The 21,614-nt window shown below is 52.2% G+C and carries 16 protein-coding genes and 1 riboswitch; of the genes, 7 read left to right on the top strand and 9 right to left on the bottom strand.

The features are described 5' to 3' along the window. Positions 1 to 426 precede the first annotated feature (426 nt). Complete coding sequence (gene murI, locus BZK42_RS20160; protein ID WP_016157938.1) at positions 427 to 1,278, bottom strand: glutamate racemase; 852 nt, start codon at positions 1,276 to 1,278, stop codon at positions 427 to 429. Beyond that, entirely contained in the window at positions 1,223 to 3,061 is a 1,839-nt protein-coding gene (gene btuB / locus BZK42_RS20155) for a TonB-dependent vitamin B12 receptor BtuB (RefSeq protein WP_080859921.1), read from the bottom strand. The genes murI and btuB overlap by 56 nt, the downstream gene beginning before the upstream one ends. Positions 3,062 to 3,126: 65 nt before the next feature. Further along, a riboswitch (cobalamin riboswitch) is annotated at positions 3,127 to 3,313 on the bottom strand. 115 nt (positions 3,314 to 3,428) lie between these two features. Here btuB and trmA point away from each other — a divergent pair. Beyond that, positions 3,429 to 4,529 (top strand): tRNA (uridine(54)-C5)-methyltransferase TrmA, encoded by a 1,101-nt coding sequence (trmA, locus tag BZK42_RS20150; RefSeq protein ID WP_019077891.1) that lies wholly within the window; start codon positions 3,429 to 3,431, stop codon positions 4,527 to 4,529. A gap of 45 nt (positions 4,530 to 4,574) precedes the next feature. Here the strand turns inward: trmA and BZK42_RS20145 are convergent, their stop codons facing one another. Next, positions 4,575 to 4,934, bottom strand: a complete 360-nt coding sequence (locus BZK42_RS20145) for a YijD family membrane protein (protein ID WP_016155292.1) — start codon at positions 4,932 to 4,934, stop codon at positions 4,575 to 4,577. A gap of 15 nt (positions 4,935 to 4,949) precedes the next feature. Beyond that, positions 4,950 to 5,585 carry an HTH-type transcriptional repressor FabR gene (gene fabR, locus BZK42_RS20140; RefSeq protein WP_003028862.1) on the bottom strand — a complete coding sequence of 212 codons (636 nt, stop codon included), beginning with the start codon at positions 5,583 to 5,585 and terminating at the stop codon, positions 4,950 to 4,952. Positions 5,586 to 5,776: 191 nt separating this feature from the next. Here fabR and sthA point away from each other — a divergent pair, with 191 nt between their 5' ends. Further along, complete coding sequence (gene sthA, locus BZK42_RS20135; protein WP_016155291.1) at positions 5,777 to 7,177, top strand: Si-specific NAD(P)(+) transhydrogenase; 1,401 nt, start codon at positions 5,777 to 5,779, stop codon at positions 7,175 to 7,177. Here the strand turns inward: sthA and oxyR are convergent. Then, positions 7,160 to 8,077 carry a DNA-binding transcriptional regulator OxyR gene (gene oxyR, locus BZK42_RS20130; protein WP_003028858.1) on the bottom strand — a complete coding sequence of 306 codons (918 nt, stop codon included), beginning with the start codon at positions 8,075 to 8,077 and terminating at the stop codon, positions 7,160 to 7,162. The genes sthA and oxyR overlap by 18 nt on opposite strands. A 489-nt stretch (positions 8,078 to 8,566) precedes the next feature. Here oxyR and BZK42_RS20120 point away from each other — a divergent pair, with 489 nt between their 5' ends. Then, a complete protein-coding gene (locus BZK42_RS20120) occupies positions 8,567 to 10,738 on the top strand; it encodes a ricin-type beta-trefoil lectin domain protein (RefSeq protein WP_080859920.1) in 2,172 nt (723 codons plus the stop codon). A gap of 64 nt (positions 10,739 to 10,802) precedes the next feature. On the opposite strand, the gene argH is transcribed toward BZK42_RS20120, so the two are convergent. From argH to argC, 3 genes are all read right to left on the bottom strand, one after another. Next, on the bottom strand, positions 10,803 to 12,176 hold the full coding sequence (gene argH, locus BZK42_RS20115) for an argininosuccinate lyase (protein WP_046276416.1): 1,374 nt from the start codon (positions 12,174 to 12,176) through the stop codon (positions 10,803 to 10,805). Between the two features lie 116 nt (positions 12,177 to 12,292). Next, entirely contained in the window at positions 12,293 to 13,066 is a 774-nt protein-coding gene (argB, locus tag BZK42_RS20110; protein ID WP_016155288.1) for an acetylglutamate kinase, read from the bottom strand. 10 nt (positions 13,067 to 13,076) lie between these two features. Next, positions 13,077 to 14,081 (bottom strand): N-acetyl-gamma-glutamyl-phosphate reductase, encoded by a 1,005-nt coding sequence (gene argC / locus BZK42_RS20105; RefSeq protein WP_080859917.1) that lies wholly within the window; start codon positions 14,079 to 14,081, stop codon positions 13,077 to 13,079. Positions 14,082 to 14,236: 155 nt separating this feature from the next. Between argC and argE the strand changes: the two genes are divergently transcribed. The 4 genes from argE to BZK42_RS20085 all read left to right on the top strand — a co-directional run bounded on the left by argE (position 14,237) and on the right by BZK42_RS20085 (position 21,271). Next, positions 14,237 to 15,388 carry an acetylornithine deacetylase gene (argE, locus tag BZK42_RS20100; protein WP_080859915.1) on the top strand — a complete coding sequence of 384 codons (1,152 nt, stop codon included), beginning with the start codon at positions 14,237 to 14,239 and terminating at the stop codon, positions 15,386 to 15,388. A 341-nt stretch (positions 15,389 to 15,729) separates the two neighbouring features. Then, the gene (ppc, locus tag BZK42_RS20095) at positions 15,730 to 18,381 is read left to right on the top strand and encodes a phosphoenolpyruvate carboxylase (protein WP_016157932.1); all 2,652 of its coding nucleotides are present in this window, start codon (positions 15,730 to 15,732) and stop codon (positions 18,379 to 18,381) included. Positions 18,382 to 18,590: 209 nt separating this feature from the next. Next, entirely contained in the window at positions 18,591 to 20,324 is a 1,734-nt protein-coding gene (locus BZK42_RS20090) for a phosphoethanolamine transferase CptA (protein WP_080859914.1), read from the top strand. Positions 20,325 to 20,410: 86 nt separating this feature from the next. Continuing rightward, on the top strand, positions 20,411 to 21,271 hold the full coding sequence (locus BZK42_RS20085) for a helix-turn-helix transcriptional regulator (RefSeq protein ID WP_032932217.1): 861 nt from the start codon (positions 20,411 to 20,413) through the stop codon (positions 21,269 to 21,271). On the opposite strand, the gene BZK42_RS20080 is transcribed toward BZK42_RS20085, so the two are convergent. Next, a complete protein-coding gene (locus tag BZK42_RS20080; protein WP_016155282.1) occupies positions 21,258 to 21,614 on the bottom strand; it encodes a PTS fructose-like transporter subunit IIB in 357 nt (118 codons plus the stop codon). The two genes, BZK42_RS20085 and BZK42_RS20080, sit on opposite strands and share 14 nt — an antisense overlap.

Raw genomic sequence — 21,614 nt, 5'->3', positions numbered from 1 at the left:
TTAGGCCTGCCGCCAGCGTTCAATCTGAGCCATGATCAAACTCTTCAATTTAAGTTTGATGCTCGTGAATTAAACTTCGTAATGAATTACGTGTTCACTCAGAGACTTGGTATTCATTTTTCGTCTTACGACGTTAAGAATCCGTATCTTCGAGTGCCCACACAGATTGTCTGATAAATTGTTAAAGAGCAGTTGCGACGCACTTTAGCGCTCTGTCGCGAGGTCCCGTATATTACGTTTTCCTCATTCAGAGTCAAGCATTTATTTTTGCTTTTCTCTGCGAGATTCTCAGTGGAACCCCGCTGACCCGGCGGTTTGTAATCCGTTGTTCCGTGTCAGTGGAGGCGCATTATAGGGAGTTATTTCAGGCTGACAAGGGGAAATTTAAAATAATCTTCCGAGTGCCTACTTTTCCACCAAAACAGCCTAAACAGCCAGTTTTTCGAGCGTCTTAAAGCCATAACGCTGCAGCACGGGCAATAATTGTTCGGCTTCTGCCGTCATTGCCATGCAGAATGCGACATTCTCATCAGTTGATTTCGCGTCTGGCGCTTCATGTTCTAATAACCAGGCCGTACGACGCGCAATCGCGGCACCAGAATCCACCAGCCGCGTCCCCTCAGGCAGGACCTGTAAAAGTTCTTCCCGTAATAGAGGGAAATGGGTGCATCCGAGCACCACCGTGTCAGGTGGTTCCGACATCCGCAGCCAAGGGCGCAGGACACGACGCAGTTCTTCCAGAGAAACGGTTTCACCGTGCAGCTTCGCTTCCGCCAGTTCCACCAGTTCAGCGGAACCCAGCATCGCTATCTGACATTCGTTAGCAAACCGTGCAATCAACTCATGGGTATATGAACGCTTCACCGTTGCACGCGTAGCCAGCAGTCCCACCACACCATTCGCCGTGAGTCGCGCCGCCGGTTTAATAGCAGGCACCACGCCCACAACCGGAAAGGCAAATTTCTCACGTAATGCAGGGAGCGATACCGTGCTTGCTGTATTACACGCGATGACCGCAAGAGAGAGGGGATAGCGCTGCTGGACCGCAGTCACAATCTCAACAACACGTTCGACGATAAACTCCTCGCTCTTCTCTCCATAAGGAAAGGCGACGTTGTCGAAAGCGTATATATAGTGGAGATCCGGCAGAAGACGCCGGATCTCGTCATAGACCGACAACCCACCGACGCCGGAATCAAACACCAGCACAGTGGGGCGCGGATCAGAAAGTGTAGCTGCCAGACAAGGTGTATTCCCGTCCTGCAGTTGCGTAGCCATAAACTGTCTCGTAATCTTTATCGAACAGGTTGGCGATTTTACCACGAACTGTCAGCTGTGAGGTGATTGGATATGACACGCCAAGATCCCACAGGCTAACCCCACCCATTTTTACCGGCTGATTGGTGACGAAATCCTTGTCGTATCGTGTTCCTAAATACTGATACGTTAAACCCCAGTCAAAATCATCAACTTGCCAGTCAAGTTGATACTTCACCTGCTGCTTTGAACGACGAGCGAGCGGTTTATCGGTAATCGCATTACGTGCATCAACGTAATCGTAGCTCAGAGTGTGTACTAACGGCCCGGTATCGAAATTCGCAGTAACCTCAACACCTTTAATACGTACCTTGCCTTCGTTATAGTATTTTTTGGTGTGGGGGTTGTAATCGATCATGTCATCAATATCGTTGCGATACCCTGACAAACGCCAATTCACATCCGCCGTTAGCCCTTCAAATGCCCCTTCCCACTGTTTGCTCTCTTCAGGATCTAGGTTGGAATTCCCGAACATTCCATAAAGTTGTCCCAGATTAGGCGCTTTGTAAGATGTACCGTAGGACGCAATAAAACGATAGCCTTCAAAAAACTCCCATCCGGCACTGGTTTGCCATGTGCCATGACGACCAAATTCGGAGTTATCATCACTGCGCGCCGCACCTTCAAAGGTAAAGTCGCCCAGTTGTTGCAACCCGGTCAGGTAGAGACCCGTATTACGCTGATCGTAACCGTCCGTGACATACCCGGTGCCAGGCGTCGTGGTTTGCTTTTGCCAGTCAACACCTGCGCCTACGTTACCGTGACCAAGCACCATACTGTTGGACCACTGAACATTATATTGCTTCATATCATCCAGTGTGGCCGAGGAGTCATAGCGGCCATAATCCGGATCATAGTTGTAATCTTTACTATGGCTATAGCTGGAAACCAGTTGCGACTGGATAAGCTCGCCATTAAAGCGCAGCCCGGCATCCCAGCTTTGGCTATAGAGCTGACGGGTATCCACTAACGGTGTCCCCGGATAATAATTCGCGTCATAATCTGTTCGGTTATCATAGCCGTAGCCGCGAACAAACCCGCTCCATGTATTGGAAAAGTTATGTTCCAGCGCGCCATATAGCGTCTTACTTAAGAAACCGTCTTTGTCAGGCTGAGCCTGAGAGCCAGTGCTACCGTATGCGACAACATCAAAACCTTTGGTATAGGCATAATCGCCCATTAATGTGACGCGCGTATTTTCGCCAAGCTGTTGTTGGGTTGAGACATCATAATTCTGATACCCATTGCTCCCCACACCGGCAGTGAGTTCCGTCCCCGGCTTTTCACGCGTGGTAATGATATTCACCACACCGCCAATCGCATCAGAACCATAAACCGCCGAACGCGGCCCACGAATGTATTCGATACGTTGCACTAACGAGACTGGGAACTGGCTAAGATCGGCTGCGCCGCTAACCCCTGCCAGGTTCAGACGCACGCCGTCAATCAACACCAGCACATGGCTGGCGTTGGTGCCGCGAATAGAAATAGACGAATTTTGTCCCATACCACCGTATTGGGCGATATCCACGCCCGGCAGGCGACGAAGCACATCATTGACGGAAGTGGATTGCCAGCGATCGATATCCTGACGCGTAACAACGGTGATAGGGGCAAGTACAGCGCTACGAGGTTGTTGAAAACGGTTAGCGGTAACGACAAGGGTATCCGGGCCTGAATCCTGTGCCCAACCAGAAAATGCCGTGACGGAGAGCGCCGTCAGCAGCGAAGCTTTTTTAATCATTGTAAAGCATCCACAATATAAGAAGGATGCCGCAGGTCCCACCGATAGTACGCGATGATGAAAACCAGATGCGACGTTAGCCGGCAGGTCTTCGGGCTTGGAGGCAACTTAAAGAGATGATGACTTCCCACGGCAAGCCGCAGTGTCTGCACCAGGTGCGCTCATCCCCTACCTTCCTTACCGCTGCGCGTCAGCTCCAGATTCACACTGGATTCCCTTTTAACTCACAGGACCGGAAAACGGATGCTACAGTTTGTTACAACCTGGTGTCCAGACCGCGCATCACAATATCGGAAATCATCAATGACTGGACATCTGTTGAGCAATCCCTACAATCCCCGCGTACTTTTATTTTTCAGGACGCATCATGACCCCCGAACACCTTCCGACAGAACAGTACGACGCCCAGTTAGCTGAAAAAGTAGTGCGTCTGCAGAGCTTAATGACGCCATTTTATGCACAGGCTCCGGAAGTGTTTCGCTCGCCGGTCAGCCACTACCGTATGCGCGCGGAATTTCGTCTGTGGCATGACGGGGATGATCTGTACCACATCATGTTCGACAGCCAGACCAAAAGCCGTATCCGCGTCGACAGTTTCCCGGCGGCCAGCGAGCTTATCAACACGCTGATGACGGCAATGATCGACGGTGTTCGCAACAACCACGTCCTGCGCCACAAACTGTTCCAGATTGATTACCTCACTACCCTGAGCGATCAGGCGGTGGTATCGATGCTGTACCATAAAAAGCTGGATGATGAATGGCGTCAGGAAGCTGAAGCGCTGCGGGATGCGTTACGGGCGCAAAACCTGAACGTGCATCTGATTGGCCGGGCAACCAAAACCAAAATCGAGCTGGACCAGGATTACATTGACGAACGCTTGCCGGTTGCGGGTAAAGAGATTATCTACCGCCAGGTTGAGAACAGCTTCACCCAGCCGAATGCCGCCATGAATATTCAGATGCTGGAATGGGCGATTGATGTCACCAGGGGATCAAAAGGCGACCTGCTTGAGCTGTACTGCGGCAATGGCAATTTCTCGTTAGCCCTCGCACAAAACTTCAACCGCGTGCTGGCCACTGAAATCGCTAAACCGTCCGTGGCTGCTGCGCAATACAACATTGCGGCTAACCATATTGATAACGTACAAATTATCCGCATGGCGGCCGAAGAGTTTACTCAGGCGATGAACGGGGTTCGCGAGTTCAACCGTTTGCAGGGAATCGATCTGAAGAGTTACCAGTGTGAAACCATTTTCGTTGACCCACCGCGCAGCGGTCTGGACAGCGAAACAGAGAAAATGGTGCAGGCGTACCCGCGAATTCTGTACATCTCCTGTAACCCGGAGACATTGTGTAAGAACCTGGAAACGTTAAGCCAGACGCACAATGTTTCACGCCTGGCTCTGTTCGATCAGTTCCCGTATACGCACCATATGGAGTGCGGAGTATTACTGACCGCCAAGTAAATGATGTCCTGGCCGGGGGCGCTTCGCTTGCCCGGCCTACAAATATTACTCCACGATTTCCTGTCTACGGTTACGCACTTTAAAGCCGATCCAGAACACCAGAATCACAGACAGAACCGCTGGGAAGAAGTTTGAGCCAATATCCGGATATTCAGCGCGCACCACAGTGCTGTACAACAGAACGCCGAGAATAAAACAGGCGGCGGCCAGGCCCGGTAACCCCACAGGCATCGTACGATTTTGATAGCGTTGATGCAGACAATAAACCGTCAGCACCAGCGAAATAATTGGGAATACTGAGAATGGCACAATGGAGCTAAACAGCGCCGCAAATGTGCCATTGATCGATAAGCCAGCAACCAGCGCCAGCAGCAGCGTACCTTTATCTTGACCTGACTGTTTCATTGCTCGTCCTTCTCGTTACTCGGAGTGATGCGTCATCTTCTCTTGTTCACGGCGGTACCAATAAAATGCGCCCTTCGCGATCATGCGCAGTTGCAATACCAGCCGTTCTTCCAGCTGTCGACGCTGCTCGGCGCCAACATCCAGTGCTTCTGCCCCGGCGCTGAACACAATGGTGACCATGGCTTCGGCCTGCGCTTCAGTAAACGCACGAGGCATATGGTTTTCGAGTTCGAGATAGTCCGCAAGCTCCGCAATGAAGTGCTGAATTTCACGAGCGACCGCTGCGCGAAACGCCGCGGAGGTTCCCGAACGCTCGCGCAATAATAAACGGAAGGCGTTGGGATTGTTGCCGATGAACTCCATAAATGTTGAGACCGAGGTGCGGATCACACTCCCGCCCTTCGCGATACGCTGACGCGCCTGACGCATCAACTGACGCAGCATCAAACCACTCTCATCCACCATCGTCAGGCCGAGTTCATCCACATCGCGGAAATGGCGATAAAACGAGGTTGGCGCAATGCCCGCTTCACGAGCGACTTCGCGTAAACTGAGGCTGGCAAAACTACGCTCAGCGCTGAGTTGACTAAATGCGGCTTCTACCAGCGAACGCCGGGTTTTTTCTTTTTGTTGCGCTCTAACGCCCATCACGATGTCTGAATCCTTCCACATACCTTGCTGGCACTATACCAGAGATTAGGCGGTTGGCATGGCTTTGTGAATGATTGTTTACGCGCAGTTTGTGCTTCGAGTTCGCAAAAAAGCACAACGATAATTGGGTTATCCTGACAACGATGTTACTATTCTGTTGCTTTTATGTATAAGAACAGGTAAGCCTGACCATGTCACATTCCTACGATTACGATGCAATAGTAATAGGTTCCGGTCCCGGCGGCGAAGGCGCTGCAATGGGTCTGGTTAAGCAAGGAGCGCGCGTCGCGGTGATTGAGCGCTATCATAACGTCGGCGGAGGCTGTACCCACTGGGGGACCATCCCGTCGAAAGCCCTCCGCCACGCCGTCAGCCGTATTATTGAATTCAATCAGAACCCACTTTACAGCGACCACTCCCGACTCCTTCGTTCTTCTTTCGCCGATATTCTCAACCACGCTGATAACGTTATTAATCAGCAAACGCGTATGCGGCAAGGATTTTACGAGCGCAACCACTGTGAAATTTTGCAGGGAAATGCCCGTTTTGTTGATGAACACACACTCGCCCTTGAATGCCACGACGGCACGGTGGAAACGCTGACCGCGGATAAGTTCATCATCGCCTGTGGTTCACGCCCCTATCATCCGGTAGATGTCGACTTTTCCCATCCCCGGGTTTATGACAGCGACTCTATCCTGAGCCTGCACCATGAACCCCGCCATGTTTTGATTTATGGCGCGGGAGTAATTGGCTGCGAATATGCGTCGATCTTCCGTGGAATGGACGTCAAAGTCGATTTAATCAACACTCGCGATCGCCTGCTTGCGTTCCTCGATCAAGAGATGTCCGACTCGCTCTCTTACCACTTCTGGAACAGCGGAGTGGTCATTCGCCACAACGAAGAGTACGAGAAGATTGAAGGTTGCGATGACGGCGTCATCATGCATCTGAAATCCGGTAAGAAACTGAAAGCCGACTGCCTGTTGTACGCCAATGGCCGTACCGGTAATACCGATTCGCTGGCGCTGGAAAATATTGGGCTAAAAACCGACAGCCGCGGACAGTTGAAGGTCAACAGCATGTACCAGACGGCGCTGCCGCACGTGTATGCCGTAGGAGATGTGATCGGCTATCCGAGTCTGGCATCGGCGGCCTACGATCAGGGACGCATTGCCGCCCAGGCATTGGTAAAAGGCGAAGCTACCGCGCATCTGATCGAAGATATCCCGACCGGGATTTATACCATTCCGGAAATCAGCTCCGTCGGTAAAACCGAGCAGCAGCTCACGGCCATGAAAGTTCCATACGAGGTTGGCCGCGCCCAGTTTAAACATCTGGCACGTGCGCAAATCGTGGGTATGAGTGTCGGAACGCTGAAGATCCTGTTCCATCGCGAAACGAAAGAGATTCTGGGGATCCACTGCTTTGGGGAACGCGCGGCCGAAATTATTCACATCGGTCAGGCGATAATGGAGCAAAAAGGTGGTGGTAACACCATCGAATACTTCGTTAACACCACCTTTAACTACCCAACCATGGCGGAAGCCTATCGGGTAGCAGCGCTAAATGGCTTAAACCGCCTGTTTTAACGCACTGTCGAAATGGCCATCCATTGACCCACGGATGGCCTCTGCCAGCTGTTCATAACGGCTGCGCAGCGGCGAACCTGGACGATACACCAGGCCAATCGTACGGCGCGGTTCTGGCTTGATGCAGGGCAAATAGACAACGCCATCACGCTTACGCTCCGGCGGCACGGCCAGCGCGGGCAGTAAGGTAATACCGCTACCTGCCGCCACCATGTTACGCAGCGTTTCCAGACTGGTCGCCCGGAAATGGGTATCCTCATCAGCACCCGCTTCAAAGCAGAAGCCCATCGCCTGATCGCGCAGGCAGTGGCCATCCTCTAGCATCAGCAGTTTCTCACCCGCCAGATCGGACATCGGCACACAGTCGCGGTTTGCCCATGGGTGATCTTCATAGATCGCCAGCAGCATAGGCTCATCAAATAACGGTACTTCGATGAACGCCTCACTCTCTTTCACCAGCGCCAGAATGACGCAGTCGAGCTTACCGCTATCCAGTTGCGCCAACAGCTGATGCGTCTGCGCCTCATGGAGATACATTTCCAGTTTTGGGAAGGTCTGGTGCAACATAGGAATAATATGCGGCAGCAGGTATGGCCCCACCGTTGGGATCAAACCAATATGCAGCGGTCCAGACATTGTCTCGCCTTGTTGGCTTGCCATCTCCTTGAGCACTTTGACCTCGCGCAGCACGGTGCGCGCCTGATCCACCAGCAGTAAACCTGCCTGAGTGAACAGCACTTTGCGACTCGTACGCTCCAGCAGCATGACGCCAAGCTCATCTTCCAGCTTGCGGATCTGTCCGCTCAGCGTTGGCTGACTAACGTGACAGGAGTCTGCCGCTCGTCGGAAGTGACGATGTTCGGCTAGCGCCACCAGGTATTCAAGATCACGAATATTCATTATTCATCCTCCATCGCCACGATAGTTCGTAGCGATAGGTAGAATAGCAACGAACGATTATCCCTATCAAGCTTTCTGTTTAATAATGCACCACAGAAACGGAACGGTACCCCTTTAACCCTTTAACCCTTGAAGCTACTGTCCGTTTTGAGAGTTTCTCTCATACTCGAAATAACTAAAGCCAACGTGAACTTTTGCGGACCTTGAGTCCGCATTTTTTTTGCGCCCGCGCGAATACATTCAAAAAAATATATACAAAATATAAATTAGATATTTCCATTCGATTATTTAAATTAAAATCATATTAAATTAAAATAATCAAAAACATTTTGTATCATTTATATATTTGACGCCCTATCAGGTTCATAAATAATAACCGCGCGATATTCAATATATGGCAAATCGCAAGAACACTCGTTTCTTCGCCACTCTAATTATTTAGAGTACATTCACCCATATTTTTCTAATATTTATCGAATGGAATCTTTTATGAAACTCAATACTATTTCGCGATATTTTCTCGCGGCAGGTCTGATGTCGTGCGCCGCAAACGCATTCGCTCTGGAAGCCTGGAGCGGTCAGGCAGGTGGAAACACCATTGAAGTTATTTTTGACAGTAAAGTTTATAGTAACCGCTGGTATGTAAATGCCGATAATTGCCCACAGGGCGCGTCAGCTGAAAACTGGGATAATCCGTGGAGTTATGTGCGCGATGCCACAAAAGCGGAAATCGATCAATATGGCAACCCAACCACTTGTGAATCCGGGAGCGCCACGCCTGTTGCCCACGACGCATTCAGCGCAGAAAAAGATTATGCCAAAGATGATATTGTCGCTTATAAGGATGTGACATATGAAGCGTCCAGGCCCATTCCGGCTTATTCCTTCACCCCAGGTGCCGACAATCCGTGGAAACTCTATACGCCAGTATCCGACTGGCGTTCCAGCCAGGTTTACAACAAAGGGGATGAGGTCAAAGTTGACGGACAGTCTTATGAAGCACTGTACTATACCGTTGGCGATAACCCTTCTATTGCAGGTAACCAGAATCCGACCGGCACCAATGGCCGTCCGTGGAAACCATTAGGTCCAACGGTCGAATTCACCCAGGAACAATTTAATAATGCCCCACAGATCAACTCCATTGCGCTTTACGAACCTGGCAAACTGGCGGTGTATAAAGGAACGCCTTATGTCGCCCAGACGAAAGTCAAAGGCGTTATGCCGTATGATAAAAACCCATGGGCGATTTATACCAACTGGGCTGGCACCAAAGAACGCGTAGGGACGCCGAAGAATCCATGGCCTGCCCACGTTTATGCACCATACGTCGACTTTAGCCTGAACAGCATTCCGGATCTGGCGAAACTGGCGAAAGAGCAAAACATTACCCACTTCACCATGGCGTTTGTCGTCGCGAAAAGTGGCGAGCAGTGCATCCCAACCTGGGGTACGGCCTATAATCTGCAGGATTACTCACAGTACAGCAAAATAAAAGCGCTGCGTGAAGCCGGTGGCGATGTGATGGTTTCCATTGGCGGAGCAAATAACTCCCCGCTGGCGGCTGCCTGTAAGAATGTGAAAGATCTGCAAAAACTCTACTACGACATTGTTGATAACCTGAACCTGAACGTGCTGGATTTTGACATCGAAGGCACATGGGTGGCCGATCAGGATTCCATCGATCGCCGCAACCAGGCAGTAAAAGAGGTTCAGGCTCAGTGGAAAGAGGAAGGTCGCAAAGTCGGTATCTGGTACACCCTGCCAATTCTGCCGACCGGTCTGACGGCTGAAGGTCTGTATGTGCTGGAAAATGCGCGCCATGTCGGCGTTGAGCTGGCTGGTATTAACGTAATGACCATGGACTACGGTAATGCCGTCTGCCAGTCAGACGGTACCGAAGGGCAGAACATCCACGGTAAATGCGCCACGTCCGCCATCGACAACATGTTCACCCAGTTGAAAAAAATCTGGCCAGAGAAATCTGACAAAGAGATCAACGCCATGATGGGCACCACCCCGATGATCGGTTACAACGATGTACAGGGCGAAGTGTTCTATCTGTCCGATGCGAAACTGGTGATGGACGACGCGAAAAAACGCAACCTCGGCATGATTGGCGCGTGGTCAATGGCACGCGATCAGCCGGGCGTGGCGAAGCAGGTCAGCCCGGAGCACAGCGGTATGACCGCACAGCAGGCACCGATGTACGCATACAGCCAGGTATTTGCGCCGTTTACTCACGCAGATGAAAAAGAGGTCGTCACCGGTGTTTATAAATCACGGAAAAACAACCTCTGCCTGGATGTCAAAAACGGTCAAATCCGGAATGGCGATCGTTTGTTCACCTATGCTTGCTCCGGCTCCAACAACCAGACCTTTAAATTTGATGCCCGTGAACGTCTGGTAATTGGCAATAGCCAGAGCTGCCTGGATATTCAAAACGGTTATAATGTTGAAGGCAGAAATATTATTTCTTACACCTGCCACACCCCGACTGATACCAACAAAAATCAGACATGGACCTGGCAAAACAACAAGTTCGTCTCACAGAAGGAAGGCACGCAACGTTGTATGACGGTGGGTAACGACGGTTATGTCACCTTAAGTACCTGCACCGACAATAACGTCGCCCAGGAATTTGAGATTTATCGTCCGTAAACTGCTATCCAGGATAGAAACATAACAAGGCCATCCTTCGGGATGGCCTCTTTTATTACCGACGTTAAATCAGCCGCGCCTTCGCGTAGTCGATCGCCTGCGCCACCTGCTGTGGCGACACGCCGCCTTTCGCCGCACGTTTATCCAGGCACGATTGCAACGAGAGGATCGGATAAACGTCATCGCCAATCACCTGACTGAACTTTTGTAAGTCAGCAAGCGACAGCGCTTCCAGCGGTTTGCCCTGACGAATCGCCTCGACCACCGTCTCACCCACAATATGGTGTGCTTCGCGGAACGGGACGCCTTTTGCTACCAGATAATCCGCCAACTCGGTGGCGTTAGCATAACCCTGCTGCGCCGCTTCCTGACAACGAGGACGTTTCACCTGAATGCCATCCAGCACCAGCGCAGCCATATGCAGACAGTCCAGCCAGGTGTCGAGCGCATCGAACAGCCCTTCTTTGTCTTCCTGCATATCTTTATTGTATGCCAACGGGAGACCTTTTAAGGTCATCATCATGCCGGTCAGCGCACCCTGCACGCGACCGCATTTGCCACGGATCAGCTCCAGCGCATCCGGGTTTTTCTTCTGCGGCATCAGAGATGAACCCGAAGTTACACGATCGGACAGCTCGACAAAGCCCGCTTCGCCGGTATTAAAGAAAATCAGGTCTTCAGCAAAACGCGACAGGTGCACCATGCCGATAGAAGCGTTGGAGAGTAACTCCAGCACGTGGTCACGGTCAGAAACACTGTCCAGACTGTTACGCGTCGCCGAGGCAAAGCCCAGCCAACCGGCCAGCTGCTCGCGATCGATTTCATACGCCGTACCCGCCAGCGCGCCGCAGCCCAGTGGACTGACGTCCAGACGCTTGAGCGAATCCTGCAGACGGCTCTCGTCACGCGCCAACATTTCGACATAGGCCAGACACCAATGAGCAAACGTCACCGGCTGCGCACGTTGCAGGTGGGTGTAACCCGGCATGACGGCGTCCTGGTTATTCTCTGCCGTCACCACCAGCGCACTTTGCAGCTGACGGTTGGCCGACAGTAATTCAATAACCGTGTCTTTACACCACAGTTTAAGATCGGTGGCGACCTGGTCATTACGGCTACGTCCGGTATGCAGTTTTTTACCAAGCTGGCCGACTTTATCAATCAGCTTACCTTCCACCCAGCTATGAATATCTTCGGCATCGCTTTGCAGGATCTGCTGCGGATTAACGCGAACCTCTTCCAGCAGAGTGTTCAGCGCCTCTTCCAATTGCAGCTGTTCATCGGCAGTTAGTACGCCGACCGTTACCAGCGCTTTAGACCAGGCCACAGAGCCGACAATATCCTGTTCTGCCAGGCGGTAGTCAAAACGCAACGAGTCGTTGAACTGTTTGAACCGCTGATCTGCTGCCTGTGTAAAACGCCCACCCCAAAGTGCCATAACTTGCTTCCTTAATATCTTGAATTTCAACGCCGGATGGCGCTTAGCTTATCCGGCGTACAGGTTCGGTTCACGTAGGCCCGATAAGGCATAACCGCCATCGGGTACAAAATAGTTTACGCTAAAATCCGCGTGCCAATTGGCATGCCGTTAAACAGCGCCGGCAGTTGCTCGGCATGACGCCAGGAGGCAATATCCACAGGGCGACCCAGCGTGCGCGCGGCATCCAGCGCCGCATTGACCTTCACGATCATGCCGTCAGTAATAATACCTTGTTCAATCAGTTGTTCCGCTTTCGCGGCGGTCATTTCGGCAATACGCTGGCCTTTACCATCCAGAATACCGCTTACGTCAGAGAGCAGGATCAGATCCGCACCCAACGTTGCCGCCAGCGCCGTTGCCGCCTGATCGGCATTAACGTTCATCAGCAGTCCGTCTTCAGTAACACCAATGGAGCTAACTACCGGCAGAAAACCGCCTTCCAGCAGTGTGTTAATCAGCTTAGGCGAACCCGGCTGCGCCAGTCCAACATGACCCAGCGCTTTATCGAGCGGCGTCACTTTTACGCTATCGCCATCACCAAGATACAGACCCACGGATGCGATGTGGTGCTTTTTCGCCCAGGCCAGTAAGGTTTTATTCGCTGTTCCCGCCAGGGCACCGGTAATAATGTCAATTTGATCGGCTGGCGTGACGCGCAGACCATTTTTCTTTTTCACCGGCAGGTTCAGCTGCTTCATCAGATCGTCAACCACGCAGCCGCCACCGTGCACAATGACCAGCGGTCGCTGATGCGACTCACGATAATTCACCAGTGCGGTAAACAGACGCTCCAACGCCTCTTCGCTATCCAGTAAAACGCCGCCCAGCTTGATAATTAATGGATTCATCGTTGCACCCTTAAATAAGAGACTGCGTTTCAGCAAAGCCAAAACGAATATTTGCGCACTGCATCGCCTGTGCCGCCGCGCCTTTCAATAAGTTGTCTTCAGTTGCCACCACGATCAGGTGCTCACCCTGTACGGCAAACCCGATATCACAGAACGGTAAGCCAACCACGTTCTTCAGCGCCGGAACGCCTTTGTCATACAGACGCACCAGTGGCTTATCGCCATACGCCTGTTGCAACGTTTGAGCCACTTGCGCATGGGTTACGCCCGCTTGCAAACGGCAGGTGATGGTTTCCAGAATTCCGCGCGGGAAGTTGCCCAGATGCGGGGTGAAGATCACCTCCGCACCAAGGTGAGTAGCGATTTCCGGCTGATGGCGATGGGTAAACACGCCATACGGCTGCAGGCTCACCTCACAAAAGCTGTTGGAAATAGCCGCCTTACGTCCCGCGCCGCTCACGCCGCTGGTGGCGTTAATTACCGGCCACTGGCTGAGATCCAGCAGCCCGGCATCAATCAGTGGTTTCAGCGACAGCTGCGCCGCCGTCGGGTAGCAACCCGGCACGGCAATCAGATTCGCGTCTTTCAGTTGGTCTGCGCTCCACTCCGCCAGTCCATAAACCGCCTGCTCCAGCAGGTCGGGATGCTGATGGGTAAAGCCGTAATATTTTTCATAGAACGCGCCGTCGTTTACGCGAAACGCGCCCGAGAGGTCAAACACCACGCATCCGGCTTGCAAAAACTGCGGGGCCAGGTCATGGCTCACCTCATGTGCCGTTGCGAGGAACACAACGTCCACCCCTGCGCTAAACTCGCTGATATCTGACATTGGCTGTAACGGTAAATCGACAATGCCTTTCAACTGCGGATGCAAATTGGAGATTAATTTTCCTGCATCATTGCTTTGCGCTGAGACGGTCAAAGCGGTTATGGTCATATCAGGATGGCGATTTACATAGGTCACAAGCTCTGCGCCGGCATAGCCACTGGCGCCCACAATCAGCGTATTCAACATCGGGGCTGCTCACCTTCTTAGATTCTGTTGCCAGATATAAGCCTTTATCACCTCACCTTACACTTGGTGGGTTTTATTACGCTCAACGTTAATGTATTTTTATTCACAAATACTGCATGAATATTGATACTATCATGACCCGAGGTGTGTCAACAATGAAAAACAATTTACCGCCATTTATCGAGATATACCGCGCTCTGATTGCCATGCCGTCGATTAGCGCCACCGAAGAAGCGCTCGACCAAAGTAATGCAGGTTTAATCACTCTGCTGGCGGACTGGTTCAAAGATTTAGGCTTTAATGTGGAGGTCCAGCCGGTTCCCGACACGCGCAATAAATTCAATATGCTGGCAAGCATTGGACAGGGAGCCGGTGGTTTGTTGTTGGCGGGCCATACCGATACCGTCCCCTTTGACGACGGACGCTGGACGCGCGATCCGTTCACCCTGACCGAGCATGACAATAAGCTCTACGGTTTGGGTACGTCAGATATGAAAGGCTTCTTCGCCTTTATCCTCGACGCGCTGCGTGACGTCGACGTCACTCAACTGAAAAAGCCCCTGTACATTCTGGCCACTGCCGATGAAGAGACCAGCATGGCGGGAGCGCGTTATTTCTCTGAAACCACCGCTTTACGCCCGGACTGCGCGATCATTGGCGAACCCACTTCTTTGCAACCTGTCCGCGCGCACAAAGGTCATATCTCTAATGCGATTCGCATTTTGGGACAATCGGGTCACTCGAGCGATCCGGCTCGTGGCGTGAATGCCATTGAACTGATGCATGATGCCATCGGCCATATCATGAATCTGCGCGATGACCTGAAAGAGCGCTATCACCATGATGCTTTTACCGTCCCGTATCCGACGTTAAATTTGGGTCACATCCATGGCGGCGACGCCGCCAACCGAATCTGCGCCTGCTGCGAGCTGCATATGGATATTCGCCCACTGCCCGGCATGACGCTTAACGATCTCAATGGCTTACTTAACGACGCGCTGGCCCCGGTCAGCGAGCGCTGGCCGGGTCGCCTGACGGTGTCGGAGCTGCATCCGCCAATTCCAGGCTATGAGTGCCCACCGGATCATCAACTGGTACAAGTGGTTGAGAAACTGCTGGGCGCACAGACAGAAGTGGTGAACTACTGCACCGAAGCGCCGTTTATCCAGACGCTTTGCCCGACGCTGGTGTTAGGGCCTGGCTCCATTAATCAGGCGCATCAGCCGGATGAGTATCTGGAAACTCGTTTTATTAAGCCAACCCGCGAATTGATCACCCAGGTTGTGCATCATTTCTGCTGGCATTAACCGCTTATCGCCTCGCTAACCCTTAGTGGTAAGCGAGGTAATTTATTAACATTTCCATAAGCAAAGCTTATTTGATTCGATGTGAATTAAATAACGTAAATTCCCGCCATTTTTTCGTTTGCTGAACCGATTTCGCAGCAATTGACGTCACGACTTTTACGTGGCTTTATAAAAGACGGCTAACAAACAAAGTCCGAGATATTTCGTGTCACAGCAAGGCGGCAAGCGAGCTCATACCTGGAGCTTACATAAGTAAGTGACGGGTGGGCGAGCGCAGCCAACGCCGATGTCGCGCGAAAGATACAGGACGCATAAATTAAAGATGGGGTGTCTGGGTTAATATGAACGAACAATATTCCGCGTTGCGTAGTAATGTCAGTATGCTCGGCAAAGTGCTGGGGGAGACCATCAAGGATGCGCTGGGAGAGAACATTCTTGACCGCGTAGAAACAATCCGTAAGTTGTCCAAATCATCCCGCGCCGGCAATGAAGTCAATCGCCAGGAGCTGCTCACTACGCTGCAAAACCTGTCTAACGACGAGCTGCTGCCGGTTGCCCGCGCGTTTAGCCAGTTTCTGAACCTGGCCAACACCGCCGAGCAGTACCACAGCATTTCGCCAAAAGGCGAAGCAGCCAGCAACCCGGAAGTGATTGCTCGCACTCTGCGTAAACTGAAAGAGCAGCCCAACCTCGATGAAGCCACCATCAAAAAAGCCGTCGAATCTCTCTCCCTGGAGCTGGTTCTCACCGCCCACCCGACCGAGATCACCCGCCGTACGCTGATCCATAAAATGGGTGAAGTGAACGCCTGTCTCAAGCAACTTGATAACAAAGACCTCGTCGATTACGAGCGCCATCAGTTGATGCGCCGTCTGCGCCAGTTGATTGCCCAGTCCTGGCATACGGATGAAATCCGCAAGCTGCGCCCAAGCCCGGTTGATGAAGCCAAATGGGGCTTCGCGGTGGTTGAAAATAGCCTGTGGGAAGGCGTACCAAATTATCTGCGCGAGCTGAACGAACAACTGGAAGAGCATCTGGGCTATAAGCTGCCCGTTGATTTTGTCCCGGTTCGCTTTACCTCCTGGATGGGCGGCGACCGCGATGGCAACCCGAACGTAACGGCGGATATCACCCGTCACGTGCTGCTACTCAGCCGCTGGAAAGCGACCGATCTGTTCCTGAAAGACATTCAGTTTCTGATTTCTGAGCTGTCGATGGTGGATGCCACACCGGAACTGTTGGCGCTGGTGGGCGAAGAAGGCGCAGCAGAACCTTACCGTTATCTGATGAAAACCCTGCGTTCACGTCTGATGGCAACCCAGGCCTGGCTGGAAGCCCGTCTGAAAGGCGAGAAATTACCGAAACCTGCGGGACTTCTCACCCAAAACGAACAACTCTGGGACCCGCTATATGCGTGCTATCAGTCTCTGCAGGCCTGTGGCATGGGCATTATCGCCAATGGCGAACTGCTCGACACCCTACGCCGCGTGAAATGTTTCGGCGTACCGCTGGTACGTATTGATATTCGTCAGGAAAGCACCCGTCACACTGAAGCCCTTGGCGAACTGACCCGTTATCTGGGCATTGGCGACTACGAAAACTGGTCGGAAGCGGATAAACAGGCTTTCCTGATCCGCGAGCTGAACTCCAAGCGTCCGCTGCTCCCACGTAACTGGGAGCCGAGCAACGACACCCGCGAAGTGCTCGACACCTGCCGGGTCATTGCTGAAGCCCCGTATGGCTCCATTGCCGCCTATGTTATCTCAATGGCGAAAACGCCATCGGATGTACTGGCCGTACATCTGCTGCTGAAAGAGGCCGGTATCGGTTTTGCTATGCCGGTTGCCCCGTTGTTTGAAACGCTGGACGACCTCAACAACGCCGATGACGTCATGTCCCAGCTCCTGAACATTGACTGGTACCGTGGCTTTATTCAGGGCAAACAGATGGTCATGATTGGCTACTCTGACTCCGCAAAAGATGCAGGCGTGATGGCGGCCTCCTGGGCGCAATATCAGGCGCAGGACGCGTTGATCAAAACCTGCGAAAAAGCCGGTATCGAACTGACGCTGTTCCACGGTCGCGGTGGCTCCATTGGTCGCGGCGGCGCGCCTGCGCATGCGGCGCTGCTTTCTCAACCACCAGGCAGCCTGAAAGGCGGTCTGCGCGTGACAGAACAAGGGGAGATGATCCGCTTTAAGTACGGCCTGCCGGAAGTGACCATCAGCAGCCTGTCGCTGTATACCGCAGCAATTCTGGAGGCCAACCTGTTACCGCCGCCAGAGCCGAAAGATAACTGGCGTCATATCATGGATGAGCTTTCCGATATTTCCTGTGAGCTCTATCGTGGATATGTACGTGAAAACAAAGACTTCGTCCCTTACTTCCGCTCCGCAACGCCAGAGCAGGAACTGGGTAAATTACCGCTCGGCTCACGTCCGGCAAAACGTCGCCCAACCGGCGGGGTAGAGTCTCTGCGCGCCATTCCGTGGATTTTTGCCTGGACGCAGAACCGCCTGATGCTCCCGGCGTGGCTGGGTGCAGGCACCGCACTGCAAAAAGTGGTTGAAGACGGTAAGCAAAGCGAACTCGAAGCAATGTGCCGCGACTGGCCATTCTTCTCCACACGTCTTGGCATGCTGGAAATGGTTTTCGCCAAAGCAGACCTGTGGCTGGCAGAATACTACGATCAGCGCCTGGTCAAAAAAGAGCTGTGGCCGCTGGGTGAAGAGCTGCGTCAGCGCCTGGAAGCCGATATCGATGTCGTGCTGGCGATTGCCAACGACTCACATTTGATGGCCGACCTGCCGTGGATTGCCGAGTCCATTCAGTTAAGAAATATTTATACTGACCCGCTGAATGTCTTACAGGCTGAGCTGTTACACCGCTCACGCCTGGCGGAAGAGCAAGGCAATGCACCGGATCCGCGCGTTGAACAAGCGCTGATGGTGACAATCGCTGGTGTCGCAGCCGGCATGCGTAATACAGGCTAACGTCCCCCCTCGTCGCCTTCGTGCTATTGTACGAAGGCGACAACAAAAACTGCTGTCATAACCGCTTCTTTTTCAATATATTCCCGCCTGAATATATTCACATTGTGAATATATCAACAGCAAAACACGATCCTAAGATCTTGATGCTTAAGTTCCTCTTAATATTAAGTCGCTACTCTTGGCGCTACGATTAAAGACAGGCTCACATTATGCAATCCTTACAACTCCAGTCTAAACCTAAATTTAGCTGGAAAGCCCTGGGTTGGGCGCTCCTCTATTTTTGGTTTTTTTCCTCATTACTGCAGGGCGTTATCTATTTTAGCGGCTACAGCGGTTCTACAGGTTTACGCGACTCCTTGCTATTCAGTTCGCTGTGGTTGATCCCGGTATTTTTATTTCCAAACCGTATCCGTATTATTGCTGCCGTCATTGGCGTAGTGCTATGGGCGGCCTCGCTGGCTGCTCTGAGCTATTACGTCATCTACGGACAAGAGTTCTCGCAAAGCGTTCTGTATGTGATGTTTGAAACCAATGCGAACGAAGCCAGCGAATATCTCAGCCAGTATTTCAGCCTAAAAATTGTTCTTATCGCCCTGGCCTATACAGCTATCGCTATTCTGCTGTGGACGCGTCTGCGCCCTGTTCATATTCCATCGCCCTGGCGCTATCTGGTGTCGTTTGCGTTGTTGTACGGTTTGATTCTGCATCCGATAGCCGTTAACACTTTCATCAAACACAAGCCGTTTGAAAAAACGTTGGATGGTCTCGCCTCACGTATGGAGCCTGCCGCACCGTGGCAATTCATCTCCGGGTATTATCAGTACCGTCAGCAGTTGACCTCACTCAATAGCCTGCTGAATGAGAACAATGCCCTGCCGCCACTGGCTAACTTCAAAGATAACTCCGGCGATGCCCCACGTACGCTGGTGCTGGTCATTGGCGAGTCAACGCAGCGTGGTCGCATGAGCCTGTATGGTTACCCGCGCGAAACGACGCCAGAACTGGATGCATTGCATAAATCCGATCCTAACTTCACCGTATTCAATAATGTCGTGACGTCACGTCCGTACACCATTGAAATCCTGCAGCAGGCGCTGACCTTCGCCAACGAGAAGAATCCGGACCTGTACCTGACTCAACCGTCTCTGATGAATATGATGAAACAGGCAGGTTATAAAACCTTCTGGATCACCAATCAGCAGACGATGACGGCTCGCAACACCATGCTGACCGTGTTCTCTAAGCAGACGGATAAGCAGTTCTATATGAATCAGCAGCGTACGCAAAGTGCGCGCGAATATGACAGCAATGTGCTGGCGCCATTTAAAGAAGTACTGGCCGACCCGGCACCGAAAAAGTTCATCATCGTGCACCTGCTGGGTACGCATATTAAGTACAAATTCCGCTATCCGGATGGTCAGGGTAAATTCGATAACAATGTCGACAACGTTCCCCCCGGCCTGGATGATGATCAGCTGGAAGCATACAACGATTACGACAGCGCGAATGTCTACAATGACCATATCATTGCCACTCTGATCAAAGACTATAAAGCGACCGATCCGAACGGCTTCCTGCTCTACTTCTCCGATCACGGGGAGGAGGTATACGATACGCCACCGCATAAAACGCAGGGTCGTAATGAAGACAACCCGACGCGCCATATGTATACGGTACCGTTCCTGCTGTGGACCTCTGAAAAATGGCAGGCTGCACACCCGCGTGACTTCTCACAGGATGTGAATCGTAAATACAGCAGTTCAGAGCTTATCCACACCTGGTCTGATTTAGCGGGATTCACCTACGACGGTTTCGATCCGACCCGATCCATTACCAGCCCGCAGTTCAAAGAGACGACCCGCTGGATTGGCAATCCGTACAAAAAGAATGCCCTGATTGATTACGATAGCCTGCCGTACGGCGATCAAATCGGTAATCAGTAATACTCGTATCGGCCACTCTTAAAGAGTGGCCTTTTTTTATGATGGCGGTTACTGTTTCCCCTGTCTGCTGCCTGCAAGGGATTAACATGTATCACGACGTCAGCCATCTTCTCTCCCGCCTGATTAACGGCCCCACGCCGCTGCGCCAGGTTTATTTTGCCAGCGCCAGTAGCTCAACGCCGGAGCTGGCGTATCAGGTCGATTTTCCCCGGCTGGAAATTGTGCTGGAAGGTGAGTTCATCGATAACGGAGTTACTGGCGCATCCGCGACGTTACTGCCTTGCGATGTGCTATTCGTTCCGGCTGGCAGCTGGAACTTTCCGCAGTGGCTCACACCGGTCACCACGCTCAGCATTCTGTTCGGCAAACAGCAACTTGGTTTCAGCATCGTCCAGTGGGACGGCAAGCAATATCATAATCTTACCCGCCAGCACGTCGCGCGGCGTGGGCCACGAATTGGCTCTTTCCTGCTGCAAACGCTCAATGAAATGCAGATGCAACCGCAGGAGCAACAAACCGCCAGGCTAATCGTTGCGAGCTTACTGAGCCACTGCCGCGATCTGCTGGGCAGCCAGATCCAGACCGCATCACGCAGTCAGGCGCTTTTCGAAGCCATTCGCGACTATATTGATGAACGCTACGCTTCGCCGCTCACCCGAGAATCTGTCGCGCAGGCGTTTTACATCTCACCCAATTACCTCTCCCACCTGTTTCAAAAAACGGGCGCTATCGGGTTTAACGAATACCTGAATCACACGCGACTGGAACACGCGAAAACGCTGCTGAAGGGTTATGAACTGAAGATCAAAGAAGTGGCGCACACCTGTGGGTTTGTTGACAGCAACTATTTCTGCCGCCTGTTTCGCAAAAATACCGAACGTTCGCCGTCAGAATATCGTCGGCAATACCACAGCCAACTGACGGAGATAAAAGCTAATCCAAAGTAAGATGTGTGTGCTGTGGTGCAGAAAGCAGCTTTCGCACGGCGCTCATCACCCGCTGCGGCTCACGCAGAAATGCGCTAATGCCCGACTGGACGTATCGGCTCTGCGTAAATCGCTCTGCTCCTGCCAGTTCAATATCGGTAATGAGCAACACCGCATCAGCACGGTTAATATCCTCTTCCGTCAGGCGATTTTCGGTACCCAACGCGCCCTGAGTTTCAATCTTGATGCTCCATTTCTCCTGCTGGCAGAGTTTCTCCAGCCGTTCAGCGGCCATATAAGTATGGGCCACGCCGCTTACGCACGCGGTGACAGCAACCAGATATCGTACAGGTGCGATGGCCAT

Origin of the sequence: Citrobacter braakii (assembly GCF_002075345.1) — a bacterium.
GTDB lineage: Bacteria > Pseudomonadota > Gammaproteobacteria > Enterobacterales > Enterobacteriaceae > Citrobacter > Citrobacter braakii.
This window is presented reverse-complemented; position numbering and strand designations above follow the sequence as displayed.

Bases quoted from the DNA above. Each gene is read 5' to 3' on its own strand.
- BZK42_RS20090 (WP_080859914.1), top strand. From the start codon at position 18,591: ATGCAATCCTTACAACTCCAGTCTAAACCTAAATTTAGCTGGAAAGCC.
- argH (WP_046276416.1), bottom strand. From the start codon at position 12,176: ATGGCACTTTGGGGTGGGCGTTTTACACAGGCAGCAGATCAGCGGTTC.
- trmA (WP_019077891.1), top strand. From the start codon at position 3,429: ATGACCCCCGAACACCTTCCGACAGAACAGTACGACGCCCAGTTAGCT.
- oxyR (WP_003028858.1), bottom strand. From the start codon at position 8,077: ATGAATATTCGTGATCTTGAATACCTGGTGGCGCTAGCCGAACATCGT.
- argE (WP_080859915.1), top strand. From the start codon at position 14,237: ATGAAAAACAATTTACCGCCATTTATCGAGATATACCGCGCTCTGATT.
- argC (WP_080859917.1), bottom strand. From the start codon at position 14,081: ATGTTGAATACGCTGATTGTGGGCGCCAGTGGCTATGCCGGCGCAGAG.
- ppc (WP_016157932.1), top strand. From the start codon at position 15,730: ATGAACGAACAATATTCCGCGTTGCGTAGTAATGTCAGTATGCTCGGC.
- sthA (WP_016155291.1), top strand. From the start codon at position 5,777: ATGTCACATTCCTACGATTACGATGCAATAGTAATAGGTTCCGGTCCC.
- BZK42_RS20085 (WP_032932217.1), top strand. From the start codon at position 20,411: ATGTATCACGACGTCAGCCATCTTCTCTCCCGCCTGATTAACGGCCCC.
- murI (WP_016157938.1), bottom strand. From the start codon at position 1,278: ATGGCTACGCAACTGCAGGACGGGAATACACCTTGTCTGGCAGCTACA.
- BZK42_RS20080 (WP_016155282.1), bottom strand. From the start codon at position 21,614: ATGGCCATCGCACCTGTACGATATCTGGTTGCTGTCACCGCGTGCGTA.
- BZK42_RS20120 (WP_080859920.1), top strand. From the start codon at position 8,567: ATGAAACTCAATACTATTTCGCGATATTTTCTCGCGGCAGGTCTGATG.
- BZK42_RS20145 (WP_016155292.1), bottom strand. From the start codon at position 4,934: ATGAAACAGTCAGGTCAAGATAAAGGTACGCTGCTGCTGGCGCTGGTT.
- argB (WP_016155288.1), bottom strand. From the start codon at position 13,066: ATGAATCCATTAATTATCAAGCTGGGCGGCGTTTTACTGGATAGCGAA.
- btuB (WP_080859921.1), bottom strand. From the start codon at position 3,061: ATGATTAAAAAAGCTTCGCTGCTGACGGCGCTCTCCGTCACGGCATTT.